The sequence below is a fragment of the Mycoplana azooxidifex genome (assembly GCF_014196765.1).
Classification (GTDB): domain Bacteria; phylum Pseudomonadota; class Alphaproteobacteria; order Rhizobiales; family Rhizobiaceae; genus Mycoplana; species Mycoplana azooxidifex.
This window is the reverse complement of the sequence record NZ_JACIEE010000004.1, coordinates 1-16,837: the sequence shown is the minus strand read 5'-3', so window position 1 is coordinate 16,837 and position 16,837 is coordinate 1. Positions and strand designations below refer to the sequence as shown.

Sequence of the window (16,837 nt, the reverse complement as noted above, 5' to 3'; positions counted from 1 at the left end):
ATGTCCGTGAGGATCGCCGCCGTCCAGATGTGCTCCGGAACAGACCCGCAAGCCAATGCCGAGGCCATGGCGCGACTGGTGCGGCAGGCTGCGGGCGACGGCGCCACCTACATCCAGACCCCGGAAATGACGGGTGCGGTGCAGCGGGACCGGAGCGGGCTGAGGGCCGTGCTCAAGGCCGAGCCGGGCGACCTCATCATCCGCACCGCCGAAAACCTTGCCACTGAGCTCGGCGTGTTCGTGCATGTCGGCTCGACGGCGATCGCGCGGGAAGACGGCAAGATCGCCAATCGCGGTTTCCTGTTTGCCCCGGGCGGCGGGCGGGTCTGCAGCTACGACAAGATCCACATGTTCGACGTCAACCTGGACAACGGCGAAAGCTGGCGCGAGAGCGCGGCCTATACGCCCGGCAGCGTCGCCAAGGTGGCGCAACTGCCGTTCGGCAGGCTCGGCTTTACGATCTGCTACGACGTTCGCTTCCCCGAGCTCTTCAAGGCCGAGGCGCAGGCCGGCGCCGAGATCATCTCCGTGCCGGCAGCCTTCACCCGTCAGACAGGCGAGGCGCACTGGGAAACGCTGCTGCGTGCGCGCGCCATCGAGAACGGCGTCTATATCGTCGCGGCCGCCCAGGCAGGCCTTCACCAGGACGGCCGCGAGACCTTCGGCCATTCGATCATCATCGACCCTTGGGGCCGTGTACTTGCAGTTGCCGGCGGGAGCGGGGAGGCGGTGATTGTCGCCGACATCGACGTGGCGGCGGTCAAGGCCGTGCGCGACCGGATCCCCAACCTGAAGAACGGTCGCCCGTTTTCCGTGGAGGAGGTCATCCTTCCCGCGAAGGGAGGCGTCGCCGCGTGATCCGCTACGACATCGTCTGTGACAACGCCCACGAATTCGAGGGCTGGTTCGGCTCGTCCGAAGACTTCGACCGACAGAGGGAGCGCTCGCTCGTCAGCTGTCCGGCCTGCGGCTCGCCGCGCGTGACGAAGCGCCTGATGGCGCCGTCCGTCTCGACCGCCCGCAATAAGGAGGAGCGGCGGCATGCGGTCATGACGGCGCACAACCAGGAGATGGTGGGCAAGCTGCGCGAACTCGTGGCGACGATCCGCGCCAATGCCGAGGACGTCGGCGAGCGTTTCCCCGAAGAGGCACGCAAGATCCACTATGGCGAAGCCGAGCAGCGGGGGCTGATCGGCAAGGCGACCGCGCAAGAGGCGCGCGAGTTGATCGAGGAGGGCGTGGAGATCGCGCCGCTGCCGGTCCTGCCGGACGAGACGAACTGACGACGGATGCGGGCTGGCCTGCCGCGCCGGCAGGTCGCCGAAGGATGCAGTGGCTTCGCCTGGGCAATCAGGCCTTCGGCCGCTGCGCCACCAGCATGTAGTTGACGTCCATGTCCTTCGACAGGTTCCACTGATTGGATAGTGGGCTGAAGAAGACGCCGGTGCGGTCGGTGACGGTCAGGCCGGATGCTGTGAGCGGCTTTTCGATCTCTTCCGGGCGGACCAGCTTTTCGTACTGGTGCGTTCCCTTCGGCAGCCAGCGCAGGACGTTCTCGGCCGCGAAGATGGCAAGGGCGGCCGCCTTCAGGGTGCGGTTGATGGTGGCGACGAACATCATGCCGCCGGGCCGAACCATCGACGCGCAGGTGGTGAGGAAGAAATCCACGTCGGCGACGTGTTCTACCACCTCCATGTTGAGCACGATGTCGAAACTCTCGCCGGCCTCGGCCAGCGCCTCGGCCGTCACGGCGCGATAGTCCACCTCGACGCCGGAGCCGGCAGCGTGGGTCTTGGCGATGCCGATGTTCTTTTCCGAGGCGTCGGCGCCGACGACGGCAGCGCCCATCCGGGCCATCGGTTCCGACAGGAGGCCGCCGCCGCAGCCGATGTCGAGCACGCGCAGGCCCTCCAGCGGGCGATGCGCCTTCGGGTCGCGGTCGAAATGCGCCGAGGCCAGGTCGCGGATATAGCTGAGGCGAACCGGGTTGAACTTGTGCAGCGGGCGGAACTTGCCGGTCGGATCCCACCATTCCGCGGCCATCGCCGAAAACCGGTCGACTTCGGCCTGGTCGATGGTCGTGCGTGCTGCCTCGGTCATGGGAAACTCCTTGTTGCCTGCGGTGTTGAAGTCGGACGAACCGGCGGGGAAGTCAAGGGGCGCGACCATGCCACCATGGGCGGACGGCGCTCGCGGCCCGCCCGTTTCGATCTGCCGTCCGCGTGGCAAGCCAGGCAAGGCGACGCCGTGCGGCTTTCCGCTATCCTATCGAGCTTGCGGCATGTCGGCGTGCCGGTGAACGAGTTGCCATTGGCCGTTGGTGCGGCGAAATATCTCGGTCACGCGCAGGCGCATCTGCACGGGATCGGGCACGCCCTTCAGGCGGACCGAGGCGTTCTGATAGCCGACCCAGTAGCCGACCTTGGTGTCGTGTCCCATCTGGATGATCTCGATGTCGCTTTCGCCACCCGGACAGAAGGCCGTGGCATCGTCGGTATAGCGCGCCAACACCCGCTCCGCACCCTCGACCACAGCCCCCTTCGGGTGGAAGAAGCTGGCGGGGAAATCGACCGCGGCGATCCGTTCGAGCGGGGCTGCATCGCCGTTGACATAGGCGCGCGCCACTTCCTTGCGTTTCTGAATGAAGGCGTGGAAATCGTCGGACATGAATAGGAACTCCGTTCGGGTCGCGTCCTGCCAGCGCGACGACGAGGCCGGATGCCGGTCGTCCCGTGCCGCTCGAGGGTCGCATTCTTGACCGATCCGGCCGTCGTTGCAACCGTGCAGGCGTCGGGATTCACGACGCAGCCGGCCCGCCCGTGCCGCGGTCGATCCGTCAACCGGAAGGTACGGGCTGAAATGCGGTCCGGACGACCTTGGCCATGCCGTCGACGGCCGGGCTGGAGCGCCTGGGATTGCGTTTCAGCACGACACGCGAGGAATCGACCGGCGGGAAACCGTCCTCGCGTGTCAGTTCGCGGCCGGAGGCGGGGATGTTGCCGCGCGCCAGCGGCGCGATCGCGAGGCCGGCCGAGACCGCCGTCTTCAGCCCGCCGCAGGTGTCGCAGCCGAACGCTTCGCGATAGGGGATGGCATGCTGCCGGAGCGAGGTGATCGCGAAGTCGCGGTACCAGCTGGAGTTCCGGTAGACGGCGATCGGCACCGGGCGCACCAGATGAATATCGTGGGCGCGCGAGGTGACCCAGACGGTCGGATCGATGCAGAGGACCTCGCCCGATAGCGAACCGCGCCAGTCGAAGACGACGACGATGTCGAGCTCGTCACTCTCCAGCGCCGACATCAGCTGGACGGAATGGCCGCACTGGACCGTCACCTCGGTTGCCGGATGGCACTCGGCGAAGGCGGCAAGCGCCCTCGGCAATACGGTCTGGGTGTACTCTTCGGGGATTCCGACCCTCACCGGCCCGTCCAGCGGACGGGCGCGCATGGCCGAGGTCGTCTCGTCGATCAGGCCGACGATGCGCTGGGCATAGGGGACGAGCCGCTCCCCGTCCGGCGACAGCGCCACACCGCGGGGGCCGCGCTCGAAGAGCGGCGCGCGGACGATTTCCTCGAGCCGCTTGACCTGCATGCTGATGGCGGACTGGGTCCGCCCCAGCGCATCGGCCGCACGCGTGACGTTGCCCGTCTCGGCGATCACGAGGAAGGTCCGCAGCAGTTCACTTTCGAGCGCCAGCGACATCGTCACGCCATCGATTTTTCTGATGCCTGGCATCATATCTATTTGTTTGTGAAATGTCGAGCGGCCACGGACGATCGCCCCGAGGAACGGAGGGCGAGATGTCCAGGATGTCGGCGTGGCGGGCATACAGAAAAGCGGTGCGGCTGTGGCTCGAGAAGCGCCGGCAGAGGGCGGCGGAACGGCGGGCGCTCGCGATATTGAGGGTGCGGGGTGACAAGCGGCTTCTCGACGAAGCCGACCTAGGGGCGGAAGCTTCTATCCGCTGCGGCAATTGCCGTGGAGATGGTCCGGCGGTGCATCCGGGCATCGGCGGCGACAGTCCCCGCTGGCTCGGATGAGCGCTGCCGGCGGGACCGCGTTCCATGAGGCCGGGCCTCGCCATTGCGCGCTGCCCCCTCATCCGCTAAGAGACCCCGCGAAATCCCGCGCGCGTCCGCGCGACCCATCAGTACCGGTAGACAGATATGGCACGCATCGTGATGAAATTCGGCGGGACCTCCGTCGCTGACCTGGACCGCATCCACAATGTCGCGCGCCACGTCAAACGCGAGGTCGATGCCGGCCACGAGGTCGCCGTCGTCGTTTCCGCCATGTCGGGCAAGACCAACGAGTTGGTCGGCTGGGTCCATGGCATGCCGAAGGCGACGGGCGCCAACTCTCCCTTCTACGATGCGCGCGAATATGACGCGATCGTCGCCTCGGGCGAACAGGTGACGTCCGGCCTGCTGGCCATCGCGTTGCAGTCGATGGGCATCAATGCCCGCTCCTGGCAGGGCTGGCAGATCCCGATCAAGACGGACAACGCCCATGGCGCGGCCCGCATCATGGATATCAACGGCGAGGAGATCATCCGCCGCATGGGCGAGGGCCAGGTCGCCGTCGTCGCCGGTTTCCAGGGGCTCGGTCCCGACAACCGCATCGCGACGCTCGGCCGTGGCGGCTCCGATACCTCGGCCGTCGCGATCGCGGCAGGCGTGAAGGCGGACCGCTGCGACATCTACACCGACGTCGACGGCGTCTACACGACCGACCCGCGCATCGAGCCGAAGGCGCGGCGGCTGAAGAAGATCGCCTTCGAGGAAATGCTGGAAATGGCTTCGCTGGGCGCCAAGGTGCTGCAGGTGCGCTCGGTCGAGCTCGCCATGGTGCACAAGGTGCGCACCTTCGTGCGTTCGTCCTTCGAGGATCCCGATGCGCCGGGCATGGGCGATCTTCTGAACCCGCCCGGCACGCTGATTTGTGATGAGGAAGAGATCGTGGAACAGGAAGTCGTAACCGGCATCGCCTATGCCAAGGATGAAGCGCAGATTTCTCTCAGGCGCGTCGCCGACCGCCCGGGCGTCTCGGCTGCGATCTTCGGCCCGCTCGCCGAGGCCCATATTAACGTCGACATGATCGTCCAGAACATCTCCGAGGATGGCTCGAAGACCGACATGACCTTCACGGTGCCGTCGGGGGATGTCGAAAAGGCGCTCAAGGTGCTCGAGGCTGCGAAAGCGCAGGTTGGCTTCGACGTGATCCAGCACGAGACTGGCCTGGTCAAGGTCTCCGTCATCGGCATCGGCATGCGCAGCCATGCGGGCGTCGCCGCCTCCGCCTTCCGCGCCCTCGCCGAAAAGGGTATCAACATCAAGGCGATCACCACCTCGGAAATCAAGATTTCCATCCTGATCGACGGACCGTATGCCGAACTCGCGGTGCGGACTTTGCATTCCGTCTACGGGCTCGATAAGAAGTAAACGACCGGATTCGTCGGGCGCCCCGCCCGACCGGATGTTCAGGGTGGTTCATTTTCGGGAGACGCCACGCGATGAGAGACCTCTCCGCGGGTCCGCGCGTACTTCTCAAGCGACTGCGCGAGTTGATGGCGGAGCCGCTTGAGCCACAGGAGCGCCTGGACCAGATCGTGCGCCAGATCGCACAGAACATGGTCGCGGAAGTGTGCTCCGTCTACGTGCTGCGTTCCGACGGGGTGCTAGAGCTCTACGCCACCGAGGGCCTCAATCCGGGCGCCGTCCATCTGGCCCAGCTGAAGATGGGGCAGGGCCTCGTCGGCACGATCGCCGCCTCCGCCCAGCCGCTCAACCTTTCCGACGCCCAGTCCCACCCGGCGTTCCGCTATCTCCCGGAAACGGGTGAGGAAATCTATCACTCCTTCCTCGGCGTGCCGATCCTCAGGACCGGCCGCGCGCTTGGCGTTCTCGTCGTGCAGAACAAGGCGAGCCGGACCTATCGCGAGGACGAGCTCGAGGCGCTCGAGACGACCGCCATGGTCATTGCCGAGATGGTGGCGACCGGCGAACTGAAGAAGCTGACGAAGCCCGGGCTGGACCTCGACCTTTCGCGGCCGGTTTCGATTGACGGCGCCGGTTTCGGCGAAGGCATCGGGCTCGGCTATGTCGTCCTGCACGAGCCGCGCATCGTCGTCACCAACCTGCTCAACGAGGATTCCGAGCACGAGCTGGGGCGACTGGCGGAGGCGCTGGGCAGCCTCAGGATATCGATCGACGACATGCTGTCGCGCCGCGACGTGCCGGTCGAGGGCGAGCACCGCGAAGTGCTCGAGACCTATCGCATGTTCGCCCACGACCGCGGCTGGGTGCGCAAGCTCGAAGAGGCGATCCGCAACGGCCTGACCGCGGAAGCGGCCGTGGAGCGGGTGCAGAGCGAAACGAAGGCGCGGATGATCCGGCTGACGGATCCCTACCTGCGCGAGCGCATGCACGACCTCGACGACCTCGCCAACCGCCTGCTTCGGCAATTGACGGGCTACGGGGCGAAGCTCTCGGCCAGCAGCTTTCCCGGGGACGCCATCGTCGTCGCCCGCGCCATGGGTGCGGCGGAACTCCTCGACTATCCGCGCGAGAACGTCCGCGGGCTGGTGCTGGAGGAGGGGGCGGTCACGAGCCATGTGGTGATCGTGGCGCGTGCCATGGGGATCCCCGTGGTCGGCCAGTCGGCCGGTGCCGTTGCGCTGGCCGAAAACGGCGATGCGATCATCATCGATGGCGACGAGGCGAAGGTGCACCTGCGCCCCGTCCAGGACCTGCAGCGCTCCTATGAGGAGAAGGTGCGGCTGAGGGCGCGGCGGCAGGCGCAGTATCGCGCGCTCGTCGCGGTCGATCCGGTCACCAAGGATGGCAAGAATATCAACCTGCAGATGAATGCGGGCCTGCTCGTCGACCTGCCGCACCTGGCGGAATCGGGTGCGCTCGGCATCGGGCTCTTCCGCACTGAGCTGCAGTTCATGATCGCCTCGACCATGCCCAAGGCGGAAGAGCAGGAGGCTTTCTACCGCAGCGTCCTGAAGCAGGCGGCGGGCCGGCCGGTCACGTTCCGAACGCTGGATATCGGCGGCGACAAGGTCGTTCCCTATTTCCGCGGCGCCGACGAGGAGAACCCCGCGCTCGGCTGGCGGGCGATCCGGCTCTCGCTGGACCGGCCCGGCCTGCTTCGGACCCAGCTGAGGGCGATGCTGAACGCGGCTGCCGGCGGCGAGCTGCGACTGATGTTGCCGATGGTGACTGAAGTCGCGGAACTGAAGGAGGCGCGCGGGCTTCTCCAGAAGGAAATCGAGCGGCAGTCGAAGGTCGGTGAACAGTTGCCGAAGAAGCTGCAGTTCGGGGCCATGCTGGAAGTGCCGGCGCTTCTGTGGCAGCTCGACGAGCTGATGGCGGAAGTGGATTTCGTTTCGGTGGGCTCCAACGACCTGTTCCAGTTCACGATGGCCGTGGATCGTGGCAATGCGCGCGTGTCGGACCGCTTCGACATCCTCGGCCGGCCGTTCCTGCGCGTGCTGCGCGACATCGTGCGGGCAGGGGAACGCAACTCGACGCCGGTGACCCTGTGCGGCGAAATGGCGAGCAAGCCGATCTCGGCGATGGCGCTGCTCGGCATCGGCTTCCGCTCGGTTTCGATGTCGGCGACCGCGCTCGGTCCGGTCAAGGCGATGCTGCTCAGCCTGGATGTGGACACGCTGTCGACCGCTCTCGAGGACGCGCTGAACGACATGCGGCCGACGCGGACCGTGCGGCAGATCCTGACGGATTTCGCTGCCGAGAACGGCATCCCGCTATAGTGGCCGGCCAATGCGATCGGCACGCTTGCGGGTGTGCGGGGATCGCCTGATCATCAACATCCGCGCGCGACACGGGGACCATGCGCCCTGCGACGCGCGCGAGGGAAATCTTGGAGTGCTACGGTGGCGAAGCTTCCGGTTGAAAAGATGCGCGAGCTGGAACGCCGCTTCGGCGAGATCGAGGCGCGCATGTCCGCAGGTCCGGATTCGGAGACCTATGTGAGGCTGGCCTCCGAATATTCGGAGCTGCAGCCCGTCGTGACGAAGATCCGCGAGTACCAGAAGGCGCAGGACGAGATCGCGGACCTGGAGGCGATGCTGTCCGACAGGGGGACGGACCGGGAGATGCGCGATCTTGCCGAGATGGAACTGCCGGATCTGAAGGAGCGGGTCGAAAAGCTGGAAGAGGACATGCAGATCCTGCTCCTGCCGAAGGATGCCGCCGACGAAAAGAGCGCGATCCTGGAAATCCGTGCCGGCACCGGCGGTTCGGAAGCCGCCCTTTTTGCCGGCGATCTCTTTCGCATGTACGAGCGCTACGCCGCCGCTAACGGCTGGAAGGTCGAGGTGCTCTCGGCGAGCGAGGGCGAGGCGGGTGGATACAAGGAAATCATCGCCACGATCACCGGCCGCGGCGTGTTTGCGAAGCTGAAGTTCGAAAGCGGCGTACACCGCGTGCAGCGCGTGCCGGAGACGGAAGCGGGCGGCCGCATTCACACGTCTGCCGCCACCGTTGCCGTCCTGCCGGAAGCCGAGGACATAGACATCGAGATCCGTCCGGAAGACATCCGCATCGACACGATGCGCTCGTCGGGTGCCGGCGGCCAGCACGTGAACACGACCGACTCGGCTGTGCGCATCACCCACCTGCCGACCGGGCTCGTCGTCACCAGCTCGGAGAAGTCGCAGCACCAGAACCGGGCTAAGGCGATGCAGGTGCTGCGTTCGCGGCTCTACGACATGGAGCGCCAACGCGCGGACAGCGAACGTTCGGCCGACCGCAAGAGCCAGGTCGGCTCCGGCGATCGCTCCGAGCGCATCCGCACCTACAACTTCCCGCAAGGGCGCGTCACCGATCACCGGATCAACCTGACGCTCTACAAGCTCGACCGGATGATGGTAGGCGAGATCGACGAGGTGGTGGACGCGCTCGTCGCCGACTACCAGGCCGGCCAGCTGGCACAGCTTTCCGAACAGCGGGGCTGACCCATGGGCTCCGTCACGCTGGCCGATGCGCTGACCCATGCCAGGCGCAGGCTGTCGGAGGGGGGTATCGAGGATGCAGCACGCGAGGCGCGGCTGCTGGTCGGCGGACTTCTCGGGCTGGCACCCGCTGCTCTCATCTCGCAGGAAGCGCGGGCGCTGACCGCAGAGGAGGAGGTGCTGATCGAGGGCGCGCTCGCGCGGCGGCTCGATCGGGAGCCGGTCTACCGCATTCTCGGGCAACGGCCGTTCTTCGGCCTGGTCCTCTCGCTGTCGCCGGACACGCTGGAACCGCGCCCGGATACGGAGATCCTGGTCGAGCGACTGATCCCCATTGCCCGGGAAGTCGTTGCCGCAAAGGGCAAGTGCCGTGTGCTCGATCTCGGCACGGGAACGGGGGCCATCTGCCTGGCGCTGATCGATGCGGTCGCGGGCGTGCACGGCACCGGCACTGACATTTCCGCCGGCGCCCTTGAAACCGCCCGCAGGAACGCCCAACTCAATGGTCTGTCGGACCGGTTCGAGACGCTTGAGAGCGACTGGTTTGCCGCCGTGAGCGGCAGGTTCGACATCATCGTCTCCAATCCGCCCTATATCCGCTCCACGGTCGTGGACGGTCTCGCCGAGGAGGTGAGACGCTTCGACCCGAGGCGGGCACTCGATGGCGGAGAAGACGGGCTGGACGCTTACTACAAGATCGCCGAAGACGCGCTTCCTCACCTTCAAGAGGGGGGCGCGGTTGCCTTCGAGATCGGTTTCGACCAGAAGGAAGCCGTGACCAACCTCATGGTCGGCAAGGGATTTCGCCTCATCGAGGCGGCCAGCGATCTCGGCGGGAACGACCGCGTGCTGGTTTTTGCCGTCGCTTGAGGTCCGGCAGTTGCTGCAAATGCACAACTTCCTGCGCCACTGCGAAGAAGTCGCAAAGAAAAGGCTTGGAATCAGCAGTGAAGCGGGATAGGTTGCCCCTACGCACCGGGCAAGGTCATGGGAAACAGACTCGATCTGCATATGACCGACGCGAAGCTTCCTCTCAAAGTAGAGTTGCTGGGGTTAAAGGCTGCTCTGTGCGGGTACCTGTCAATTTGACGTTTTGCGGCGACAGGACCACGGATAGAGCGTGGTGTGTTCTCCGACGAAATTCGCCCAGGTCGACGCTAGCGACCGGACGATGCAGAAACACGATCATCAAGACTAGAGAGTTCAGGTGAGTGAAATATGAGGCCAGGACAGCAAAACAAGCGCGGCCGCGGGCGTAACAACAACAACAATAATAATAACACTAACAACAACAACAACAACTTCCGCAAGGGCGGCAACCCGCTGACCCGTACCTATGACAGCTCCGGTCCGGACGTGAAGATCAGGGGCACGGCGCAGACGATTGCCGAGAAATATGCGGCCCTTGCGCGCGACGCCCAGAGTTCGGGCGACCGTGTCATCGCGGAGAACTATCTCCAGCATGCGGAGCACTACAATCGCATCATCCTGTCGGCCCAGCAGCAGATGCAGGACCGCCAGCAGCGCGACGACCGGCAGGACATGAACGATCGTGACAACGACCGTGACGCTTTCGATCGCGATCAGGACGACATGGACTATGCAGGCGATGACTTGCCGGCAGTAGCGGCCTCAGCACCTCCGGCGCCCGCGCCGGTCGCTGCTCCGGTTGCGGCAGCCGCGTCCGAACCGGTCATGGACGGAACTGGTCCGCAGCCGATCATCGAGGGCACACCGGCGGAAGTTTCGCTGGAAGAGGAGGCATCCGCCCGCCAGCCGTCCCGCCGCCGCAGTGCTCCGCGCCAGCGCCGTCCGCGCCGCGGTGAGGCACAGCCGGCTGACGGCACGCCGGCAGAAGGCGGCGACGGTCCGGTACTGGAATCCACGACGTCGGAGTGAGCAACGGCTCCTTTTCCCATCGGGAACCGGAGCGAGCAGGGTTACGTCCTGCCTAGGAATTGATGGAAAGCCGCCTGCAACCGCCGTTGCCGGCGGCTTTCGTTTTGCACGAGGCTTCTTGCCCCTCCGGCGCCGCACCTGTAGTGAAGCCGTTGAGGACGACCTCCCCGCATGGGCCACAACCCGGGACGACCCGGACATTGCCGTGAGCATCGAGCATGCGCTCCACACCCGACCGCATCAGGCACGCGATCAGCTTCGAAGTGATCGGTCTTGTGCTGATAACCCCGCTCGGGGCCTGGGCCTTCGGCTTGCCGATGGTCGAGATCGGCGTGGTCGGCATCGCGAGTGCCACGATCGCCACGGCTTGGAACTACGTCTACAACCTGTGCTTCGACCACGCGCTGCAGCGACTGAACGGCGGAACGCGAAAGACGATGCCTATCCGCGTGCTGCACGCCCTCCTGTTCGAGGCCGGGCTGGTGGCGGTGCTGATGCCGCTGATCGCCTGGTATCTGGACATCGGCCTGTTGCAGGCCTTGCTGATGGACGTGTCCTTCTCGCTCTTCTACGTGGTCTACGCTTTCGTCTTCAACTGGGCCTACGACCGCATTTTCCCTTTGCCGGCCTGGCTGGAGGCGTCGGACCCATGCAGGTCCGACCGATAGCCGCGCTGCCGCTGCCGCGGCACACCAAATAGTTCGCATCTGGGCAGGGTTGCCTCCCTTTAATTCCTTTCCCGCCTCACCATATTCCGATCGAAGCGATTGACGCGGTGCAATGCCGCGGCATGTCGTCAATGACAGGCTCGCCGTATGGGGGTCTGATCCTGAATCGTCGACCGGTGCCGAAACGGGCCGGACGAGTTATGGAGGTAGTCTTTATGAACATCGAAAAATATTCCGAGCGCGTGCGCGGCTTCCTGCAATCCGCACAGACCAAGGCGCTCGCCGACGGCAATCCGCAATTTACGCCCGAACACGTCCTGAAGGTCCTGCTCGACGACGAACAGGGCATGGCATCCTCGCTGATCGAGCGCGCCGGCGGCAACGCCAAAGAGGCGCGACAGGCGACCGAGGCAGCACTTGCGAAACTTCCGAAAGTGACCGGCGGCAATGGCTCGCTGTCGCTGACCCAGCCGCTCGCGCGTGTTTTCGCAACCGCCGAGGATGCGGCGAAGAAGGCCGGCGACAGCTTCGTCACGGTCGAGCGCCTGCTTTTGGCGCTGGCGATCGAGAAGGCGGCTGCGACCGCAGACATTCTCGCCAAGGCCGGGCTGACGCCGCAGGCGCTGAACCAGGTGATCAACGACCTGCGCAAGGGGCGGACGGCGGATTCGGCCAATGCCGAGCAGGGTTTCGACGCGCTGAAGAAGTACGCGCGCGACCTGACGGCCGAGGCCCGCGAGGGCAGGCTCGATCCGGTGATCGGCCGCGACGACGAAATCCGTCGCGCCATCCAGGTCCTGTCCCGCCGCACCAAGAACAATCCCGTGCTGATCGGCGAGCCCGGCGTCGGCAAGACCGCGATCGCCGAGGGATTGGCGCTGCGCATCGTCAACGGCGACGTGCCGGAGAGCCTTAAGGACAAGCGGCTGATGGCGCTCGACATGGGCGCGCTGATCGCCGGCGCGAAGTATCGCGGCGAGTTCGAGGAGCGGCTGAAGGCCGTGCTGAACGAGGTGCAGTCCGAGAACGGCGAGATCATCCTGTTCATCGACGAGATGCACACCCTCGTCGGCGCCGGCAAGGCGGACGGGGCGATGGATGCGTCCAACCTGTTGAAGCCCGCGCTGGCCCGCGGCGAACTGCATTGCATCGGCGCGACCACGCTCGACGAATACCGCAAGCATGTCGAGAAGGATCCGGCCCTTGCCCGTCGCTTCCAGCCCGTCTTCATCGAGGAGCCGACCGTCGAGGACACGATCTCGATCCTGCGCGGCCTGAAGGAAAAGTACGAGCAGCATCACAAGGTGCGGATCTCCGACTCCGCGCTGGTTGCGGCTACGACGCTGTCGAACCGCTACATCACGGACCGTTTCCTGCCCGACAAAGCGATCGACCTGATGGACGAGGCGGCCGCGCGCCTGCGCATGCAGGTGGATTCCAAGCCCGAGGAACTCGACGAACTCGACCGGCGCATCATCCAGTTGAAGATCGAGCGCGAGGCGCTGAAGAAGGAGACCGACCGTTCCTCGCAGGACCGGCTGGAAAAACTCGAGCTCGACCTCACCTCGCTGGAAGAGGAAGCCTCCGCGCTGACGGCGCGCTGGCAGGCGGAGAAGAGCAAGCTCGGCCACGCCGCCGACCTGAAGAAGCAGCTCGACGAGGCCCGCAACGAACTGGCGAGCGTCCAGCGCAAGGGTGAATTCCAGCGCGCCGGCGAATTGACCTACAGCGTCATCCCGCTGCTCGAGAAGGAGTTGGAGGAAGCCGAAAGCCAGGACAAGGGCAATGTCGATCCGATGGTGCAGGAGGTCGTGACCGCCGACAACATCGCGCAGATCGTCTCCCGCTGGACCGGGATCCCGGTGGACAGGATGCTGGAAGGCGAGCGCGACAAGCTGCTGCGCATGGAAGACGAACTCGCCAAGTCGGTCGTCGGCCAGGGAGACGCCGTCCAGGCGGTCTCGCGCGCGGTGCGTCGTGCCCGGGCGGGACTGCAGGATCCGAACCGGCCGATCGGCTCGTTCATCTTCCTCGGCCCCACCGGCGTTGGCAAGACCGAGCTGACCAAGGCGCTCGCCCGCTTCCTCTTCGACGACGAGACGGCGATCGTGCGCATGGACATGTCGGAATACATGGAGAAGCACTCCGTGGCCCGGCTGATCGGCGCGCCTCCCGGCTATGTCGGCTACGAGGAGGGCGGGTCCCTGACCGAGGCGATCCGTCGCCGGCCGTACCAGGTCGTCCTGTTCGACGAGATCGAGAAGGCGCATCCGGACGTGTTCAACGTGCTGCTGCAGGTGCTCGACGACGGGCGGCTGACGGACGGCCAAGGCCGTACGGTCGACTTCCGCAATACGCTGATCATCATGACGTCGAACCTCGGGGCGGAGTATCTGGTCCAGCTCGGCGAAGGCGACGACAGCGAGAAGGTGCGCGACGAGGTGATGGCGGTGGTGCGCGGGCATTTCCGCCCCGAGTTTCTCAACCGCGTCGACGAGATCATCCTGTTCCACCGGCTGCGGCGGCAGGAGATGGGTGCGATCGTCGAAATCCAGCTCGCACGCGTGCGCAAGCTGCTCGCCGAACGCAAGATCACGCTGGAGCTGGACGAGGAAGCCACGCACTGGCTGGCTGAGAAGGGCTATGATCCGGTCTATGGCGCCCGGCCGCTGAAGCGGGCGATCCAGAAGTACCTGCAGGATCCGCTCGCCGAGAAGATCCTCTCGGACGAGGTTCCGGATGGCTCGACCGTGCGTGTAACCTCTGGTTCGGACCGGCTGCTGTTCCACACGGTCGGCAGCAAGAGCCAGGCCGCCTAAAGCCCTCGTGGCGATATGGCGGGAACGTCAAAAAAGGCGCGCGGACCGCAAGGACCGCGCGCCTTTGCCGTTTCGGTGGTCGATTATTGCTTGGCGGCGACTTCCGAGGGGTCATCCTCGTGGCCGAGAAGGTCGTCGATGCGCTTGCGCTCCACCTGGAATTGGGCGAGCGCTTCGCCGTCGAGCGACTTGCCGCCGGGCAGGCGGATCTTCAGCGCGTCGACCTTGTTGCCGTTGACGATCAGTTCGTAATGCAGATGCGGACCGGTGGACAGGCCGGTGGTGCCGACAAAGCCGATCACCTGGCCCTGGCGCACCTTGACGCCGGGCTTGACGCCCTTGGCGATCGCGCTCTGGTGGTTGTAGGACGAAACGTAGCCGTTGGCGTGGCGGATCAGCGTCTGGTTGCCGTAGCCGCCGGAATCCCATCCCGCCTTCTCCACGACGCCGTTGCCTGCAGCGATGATCGGCGTGCCGCGCGGCGCCGACCAGTCGACGCCTGTGTGCATGCGCGAGAAGCCCAGGATTGGGTGGCGGCGCATGCCGAAGCCGGAGCGGAACCGTCCGTTCGGAACCGGATTGCGGAGCAGGAACTGGCGGATGCTCTTGCCGTCCTGGTCGTAGTAGTCGATCGAATCGTCTTGCGGATCCTGGAAGCGATAGACCCGCGTCTCGGTGTCGCCGAACCTGGCATCCAGGAACAGAAGCTCGGAGTCCTCGCTGGCGACGCCGGTGTCGTCGGCGACCGAGAAGAAGGCCTCGAGCGTATCGTTCGGGCGCAACTGCGCCTGGAAGTCGACATTGCTGGCCAGGATACGCACGACCTGCGCGGTCATGTCCTTGCTCATGCCGTATGACAAGGCGGCACGGTAGATCCCGTCGTAGACCCGGGGCATGTCGCGCCCGGACGCCATCACCTGCCGGTTCTCACCGTCGAAGGCAGTGGCGACGGCCGCGAGCGGCGGTGGTTCCATGCCGGGAATGAAGCGTCCCTTGTCGTCGAGCGCCACGGTCGTCACGTGGCGGCCGCCGGAATAGACTGAGGCGCGCACGATGTCGGCCTGCTTGCCCTGCTGCATGATGCAGATGCGCAGAACGTCGCCTTGCGCGAGCTCGTCGCCGTCCAGGACACCCTTCAGGTAGCTTGAAAGGTCTTCTGCCTGTGCCTTGGTGTAGCCGGCACCCGTCATCACCCCGACGATGTCCTGCGCGCGGCGAACCGGGATCACGTCGTCGGCATACTCGGGATCGTCGGCGGAGCGCGTGTCGAAATCCGAGACGCTCATGTTCTCCTCGACGACGCGGGCCGTCAGCCCCTGCAGCAGGTCGAGGTCGCCGCTGTCGGAGGCGAAGCGCTGGGGGTCGACATAGTAGAGCGAAGCGATCTGGGTGCTTCCGTCGGTGAGCGCCGAGCCGTTGGTGCGCACGTTCTCCTCGACCTCGTCGGCCGACATCTGGTCGGCGAAGGCGAGCGCCGAGCCGCCGGCCGGGAAATCGCCGCTCTTCAGGGCAACCTCGGATTCTACCTCGGAACCATAGATCGTGCCCGTGCGCGAGACCGGCTGGTCGTCCTTGTCGCCGTCGGAGAAGATCGCGAGCGGATCGAAGGGCGGATAATCGTCGCCGGCCGTGTGGCTGGCGGCAAGCGCCATGGTGACGTGGGCGAAGGGCTTGCGCCGGACGACTTCCTTCTCGCCGTCGTGGATCATGGTCGAGACGTCCATGATCTTCTTGTCCGCCGGCTTGGCGACGACGTTGGGTTCCAGGATGCGTTGCCCGCGCTTGACCGTGTTCTCGGGGTGAGGGGGGTGGTCCTGGGGCTCGAGCGCGGCATAGGCCTCGGCAGGAATTGCAAGCTGCTGGCGGCCGTCGAGGGCCGCAAACAGCGCCACGCCCATGAGGATGGAAGAGGTGATGCCGGTGAGGAAGGTGCCCGAAAGCCAGCGTAGCGAAATCTCGCGACGGTCGGGGGCGCGCCGGCCATCCGCCACGAGTGGCGGCTCGTTGCCGAGCGTGCGGATCATGTTCCTGTCGGTCGTCGTCATGCCGATCGCGCTTGTCCCGTATCGTTGCGTCGCCGTGCCAGCGGCTCGAAGATGTACGTGTTGTGCAGTCAAAGTCAAATCGAAGCGAGACTGCGCACACGCCGACATGACGCACGCGAGCGACGCGCGAAGCCGTTGTGACGACGCCATTGTGAGGAATTGAGGGCAGAATGCAGAATCCGGCCGTAAATGACGTGGATGAAGTTTTATCCGGCGCGGGAACGCTGAAAACCCGGAGCCTGACGCGTCACCGGCCAGGAATTTTCAAAAAACTGTCAAAATCCCTGTTGACTTGGTTTGATGTTGGTCTTAGAAACCGGCTCACCAACGAGGGCGGCGGCGCTGCTGGCGACCGACGAACTCGCTCTGAAGTTTCCGCAGGATGCTGATGGGTTTAAGATCTGGCCTGCTGGCCGGTGACG

The 16,837-nt window shown here is 65.4% G+C and carries 13 protein-coding genes; 9 read left to right on the top strand and 4 right to left on the bottom strand.

All coding sequences use genetic code 11. The features are described 5' to 3' along the window. Together GGQ64_RS09370 and GGQ64_RS09365 are read left to right on the top strand one after the other, a co-directional pair. Nucleotides 1-858 (top strand): carbon-nitrogen hydrolase family protein, encoded by an 858-nt coding sequence (locus GGQ64_RS09370; RefSeq protein ID WP_183802682.1) that lies wholly within the window; start codon nt 1-3, stop codon nt 856-858. Continuing rightward, entirely contained in the window at nt 855-1,283 is a 429-nt protein-coding gene (locus tag GGQ64_RS09365; protein ID WP_183802679.1) for a DUF1178 family protein, read from the top strand. Before GGQ64_RS09370 ends, GGQ64_RS09365 begins: the two co-directional genes overlap by 4 nt. A 67-nt stretch (nt 1,284-1,350) precedes the next feature. On the opposite strand, the gene ubiG is transcribed toward GGQ64_RS09365, so the two are convergent. The 3 genes from ubiG to GGQ64_RS09350 form a co-directional block, all read right to left on the bottom strand. Continuing rightward, complete coding sequence (gene ubiG, locus GGQ64_RS09360; RefSeq protein ID WP_183802677.1) at nt 1,351-2,100, bottom strand: bifunctional 2-polyprenyl-6-hydroxyphenol methylase/3-demethylubiquinol 3-O-methyltransferase UbiG; 750 nt, start codon at nt 2,098-2,100, stop codon at nt 1,351-1,353. Nucleotides 2,101-2,265: 165 nt separating this feature from the next. After that, the gene (locus GGQ64_RS09355; RefSeq protein ID WP_183802674.1) at nt 2,266-2,667 is read right to left on the bottom strand and encodes a nuclear transport factor 2 family protein; all 402 of its coding nucleotides are present in this window, start codon (nt 2,665-2,667) and stop codon (nt 2,266-2,268) included. Between the two features lie 169 nt (nt 2,668-2,836). After that, a complete protein-coding gene (locus tag GGQ64_RS09350; RefSeq protein ID WP_183804207.1) occupies nt 2,837-3,703 on the bottom strand; it encodes a LysR family transcriptional regulator in 867 nt (288 codons plus the stop codon). 464 nt (nt 3,704-4,167) lie between these two features. Between GGQ64_RS09350 and GGQ64_RS09345 the strand changes: the two genes are divergently transcribed. The 7 genes from GGQ64_RS09345 (at nt 4,168) to clpB (ending at nt 14,370) form a co-directional block, all read left to right on the top strand. After that, nucleotides 4,168-5,442: an aspartate kinase gene (locus tag GGQ64_RS09345; RefSeq protein WP_183802671.1), complete on the top strand. Its 1,275-nt coding sequence runs from the start codon at nt 4,168-4,170 to the stop codon at nt 5,440-5,442. A 71-nt stretch (nt 5,443-5,513) separates the two neighbouring features. Then, entirely contained in the window at nt 5,514-7,781 is a 2,268-nt protein-coding gene (gene ptsP / locus GGQ64_RS09340; protein WP_183802667.1) for a phosphoenolpyruvate--protein phosphotransferase, read from the top strand. A 123-nt stretch (nt 7,782-7,904) separates the two neighbouring features. Continuing rightward, entirely contained in the window at nt 7,905-8,987 is a 1,083-nt protein-coding gene (prfA, locus tag GGQ64_RS09335; RefSeq protein WP_183802664.1) for a peptide chain release factor 1, read from the top strand. Between the two features lie 3 nt (nt 8,988-8,990). Beyond that, nucleotides 8,991-9,854 carry a peptide chain release factor N(5)-glutamine methyltransferase gene (gene prmC / locus GGQ64_RS09330; protein ID WP_183802661.1) on the top strand — a complete coding sequence of 288 codons (864 nt, stop codon included), beginning with the start codon at nt 8,991-8,993 and terminating at the stop codon, nt 9,852-9,854. A gap of 348 nt (nt 9,855-10,202) precedes the next feature. Beyond that, nucleotides 10,203-10,883: a DUF4167 domain-containing protein gene (locus GGQ64_RS09325; protein WP_183802657.1), complete on the top strand. Its 681-nt coding sequence runs from the start codon at nt 10,203-10,205 to the stop codon at nt 10,881-10,883. A 218-nt stretch (nt 10,884-11,101) separates the two neighbouring features. Beyond that, nucleotides 11,102-11,551, top strand: a complete 450-nt coding sequence (locus GGQ64_RS09320; RefSeq protein ID WP_183802654.1) for a PACE efflux transporter — start codon at nt 11,102-11,104, stop codon at nt 11,549-11,551. A gap of 215 nt (nt 11,552-11,766) precedes the next feature. Then, nucleotides 11,767-14,370, top strand: coding sequence for an ATP-dependent chaperone ClpB (gene clpB, locus GGQ64_RS09315; protein ID WP_183802651.1), 2,604 nt, complete (start codon nt 11,767-11,769; stop codon nt 14,368-14,370). Nucleotides 14,371-14,453: 83 nt separating this feature from the next. Here clpB and GGQ64_RS09310 read toward each other — a convergent pair whose 3' ends face one another. Further along, the gene (locus GGQ64_RS09310; protein ID WP_183804204.1) at nt 14,454-16,394 is read right to left on the bottom strand and encodes a M23 family metallopeptidase; all 1,941 of its coding nucleotides are present in this window, start codon (nt 16,392-16,394) and stop codon (nt 14,454-14,456) included. Between the last annotated feature and the right edge of the window lie 443 nt (nt 16,395-16,837).

What these genes read in the sequence shown, in the direction of transcription:
- GGQ64_RS09310 (WP_183804204.1), bottom strand. Translation starts at nt 16,394, where the DNA reads ATGATCCGCACGCTCGGCAACGAGCCGCCACTCGTGGCGGATGGCCGG.
- ptsP (WP_183802667.1), top strand. Translation starts at nt 5,514, where the DNA reads ATGAGAGACCTCTCCGCGGGTCCGCGCGTACTTCTCAAGCGACTGCGC.
- GGQ64_RS09325 (WP_183802657.1), top strand. Translation starts at nt 10,203, where the DNA reads ATGAGGCCAGGACAGCAAAACAAGCGCGGCCGCGGGCGTAACAACAAC.
- prmC (WP_183802661.1), top strand. Translation starts at nt 8,991, where the DNA reads ATGGGCTCCGTCACGCTGGCCGATGCGCTGACCCATGCCAGGCGCAGG.
- clpB (WP_183802651.1), top strand. Translation starts at nt 11,767, where the DNA reads ATGAACATCGAAAAATATTCCGAGCGCGTGCGCGGCTTCCTGCAATCC.
- GGQ64_RS09370 (WP_183802682.1), top strand. Translation starts at nt 1, where the DNA reads ATGTCCGTGAGGATCGCCGCCGTCCAGATGTGCTCCGGAACAGACCCG.
- ubiG (WP_183802677.1), bottom strand. Translation starts at nt 2,100, where the DNA reads ATGACCGAGGCAGCACGCACGACCATCGACCAGGCCGAAGTCGACCGG.
- GGQ64_RS09345 (WP_183802671.1), top strand. Translation starts at nt 4,168, where the DNA reads ATGGCACGCATCGTGATGAAATTCGGCGGGACCTCCGTCGCTGACCTG.
- GGQ64_RS09320 (WP_183802654.1), top strand. Translation starts at nt 11,102, where the DNA reads ATGCGCTCCACACCCGACCGCATCAGGCACGCGATCAGCTTCGAAGTG.
- GGQ64_RS09350 (WP_183804207.1), bottom strand. Translation starts at nt 3,703, where the DNA reads ATGTCGCTGGCGCTCGAAAGTGAACTGCTGCGGACCTTCCTCGTGATC.
- GGQ64_RS09355 (WP_183802674.1), bottom strand. Translation starts at nt 2,667, where the DNA reads ATGTCCGACGATTTCCACGCCTTCATTCAGAAACGCAAGGAAGTGGCG.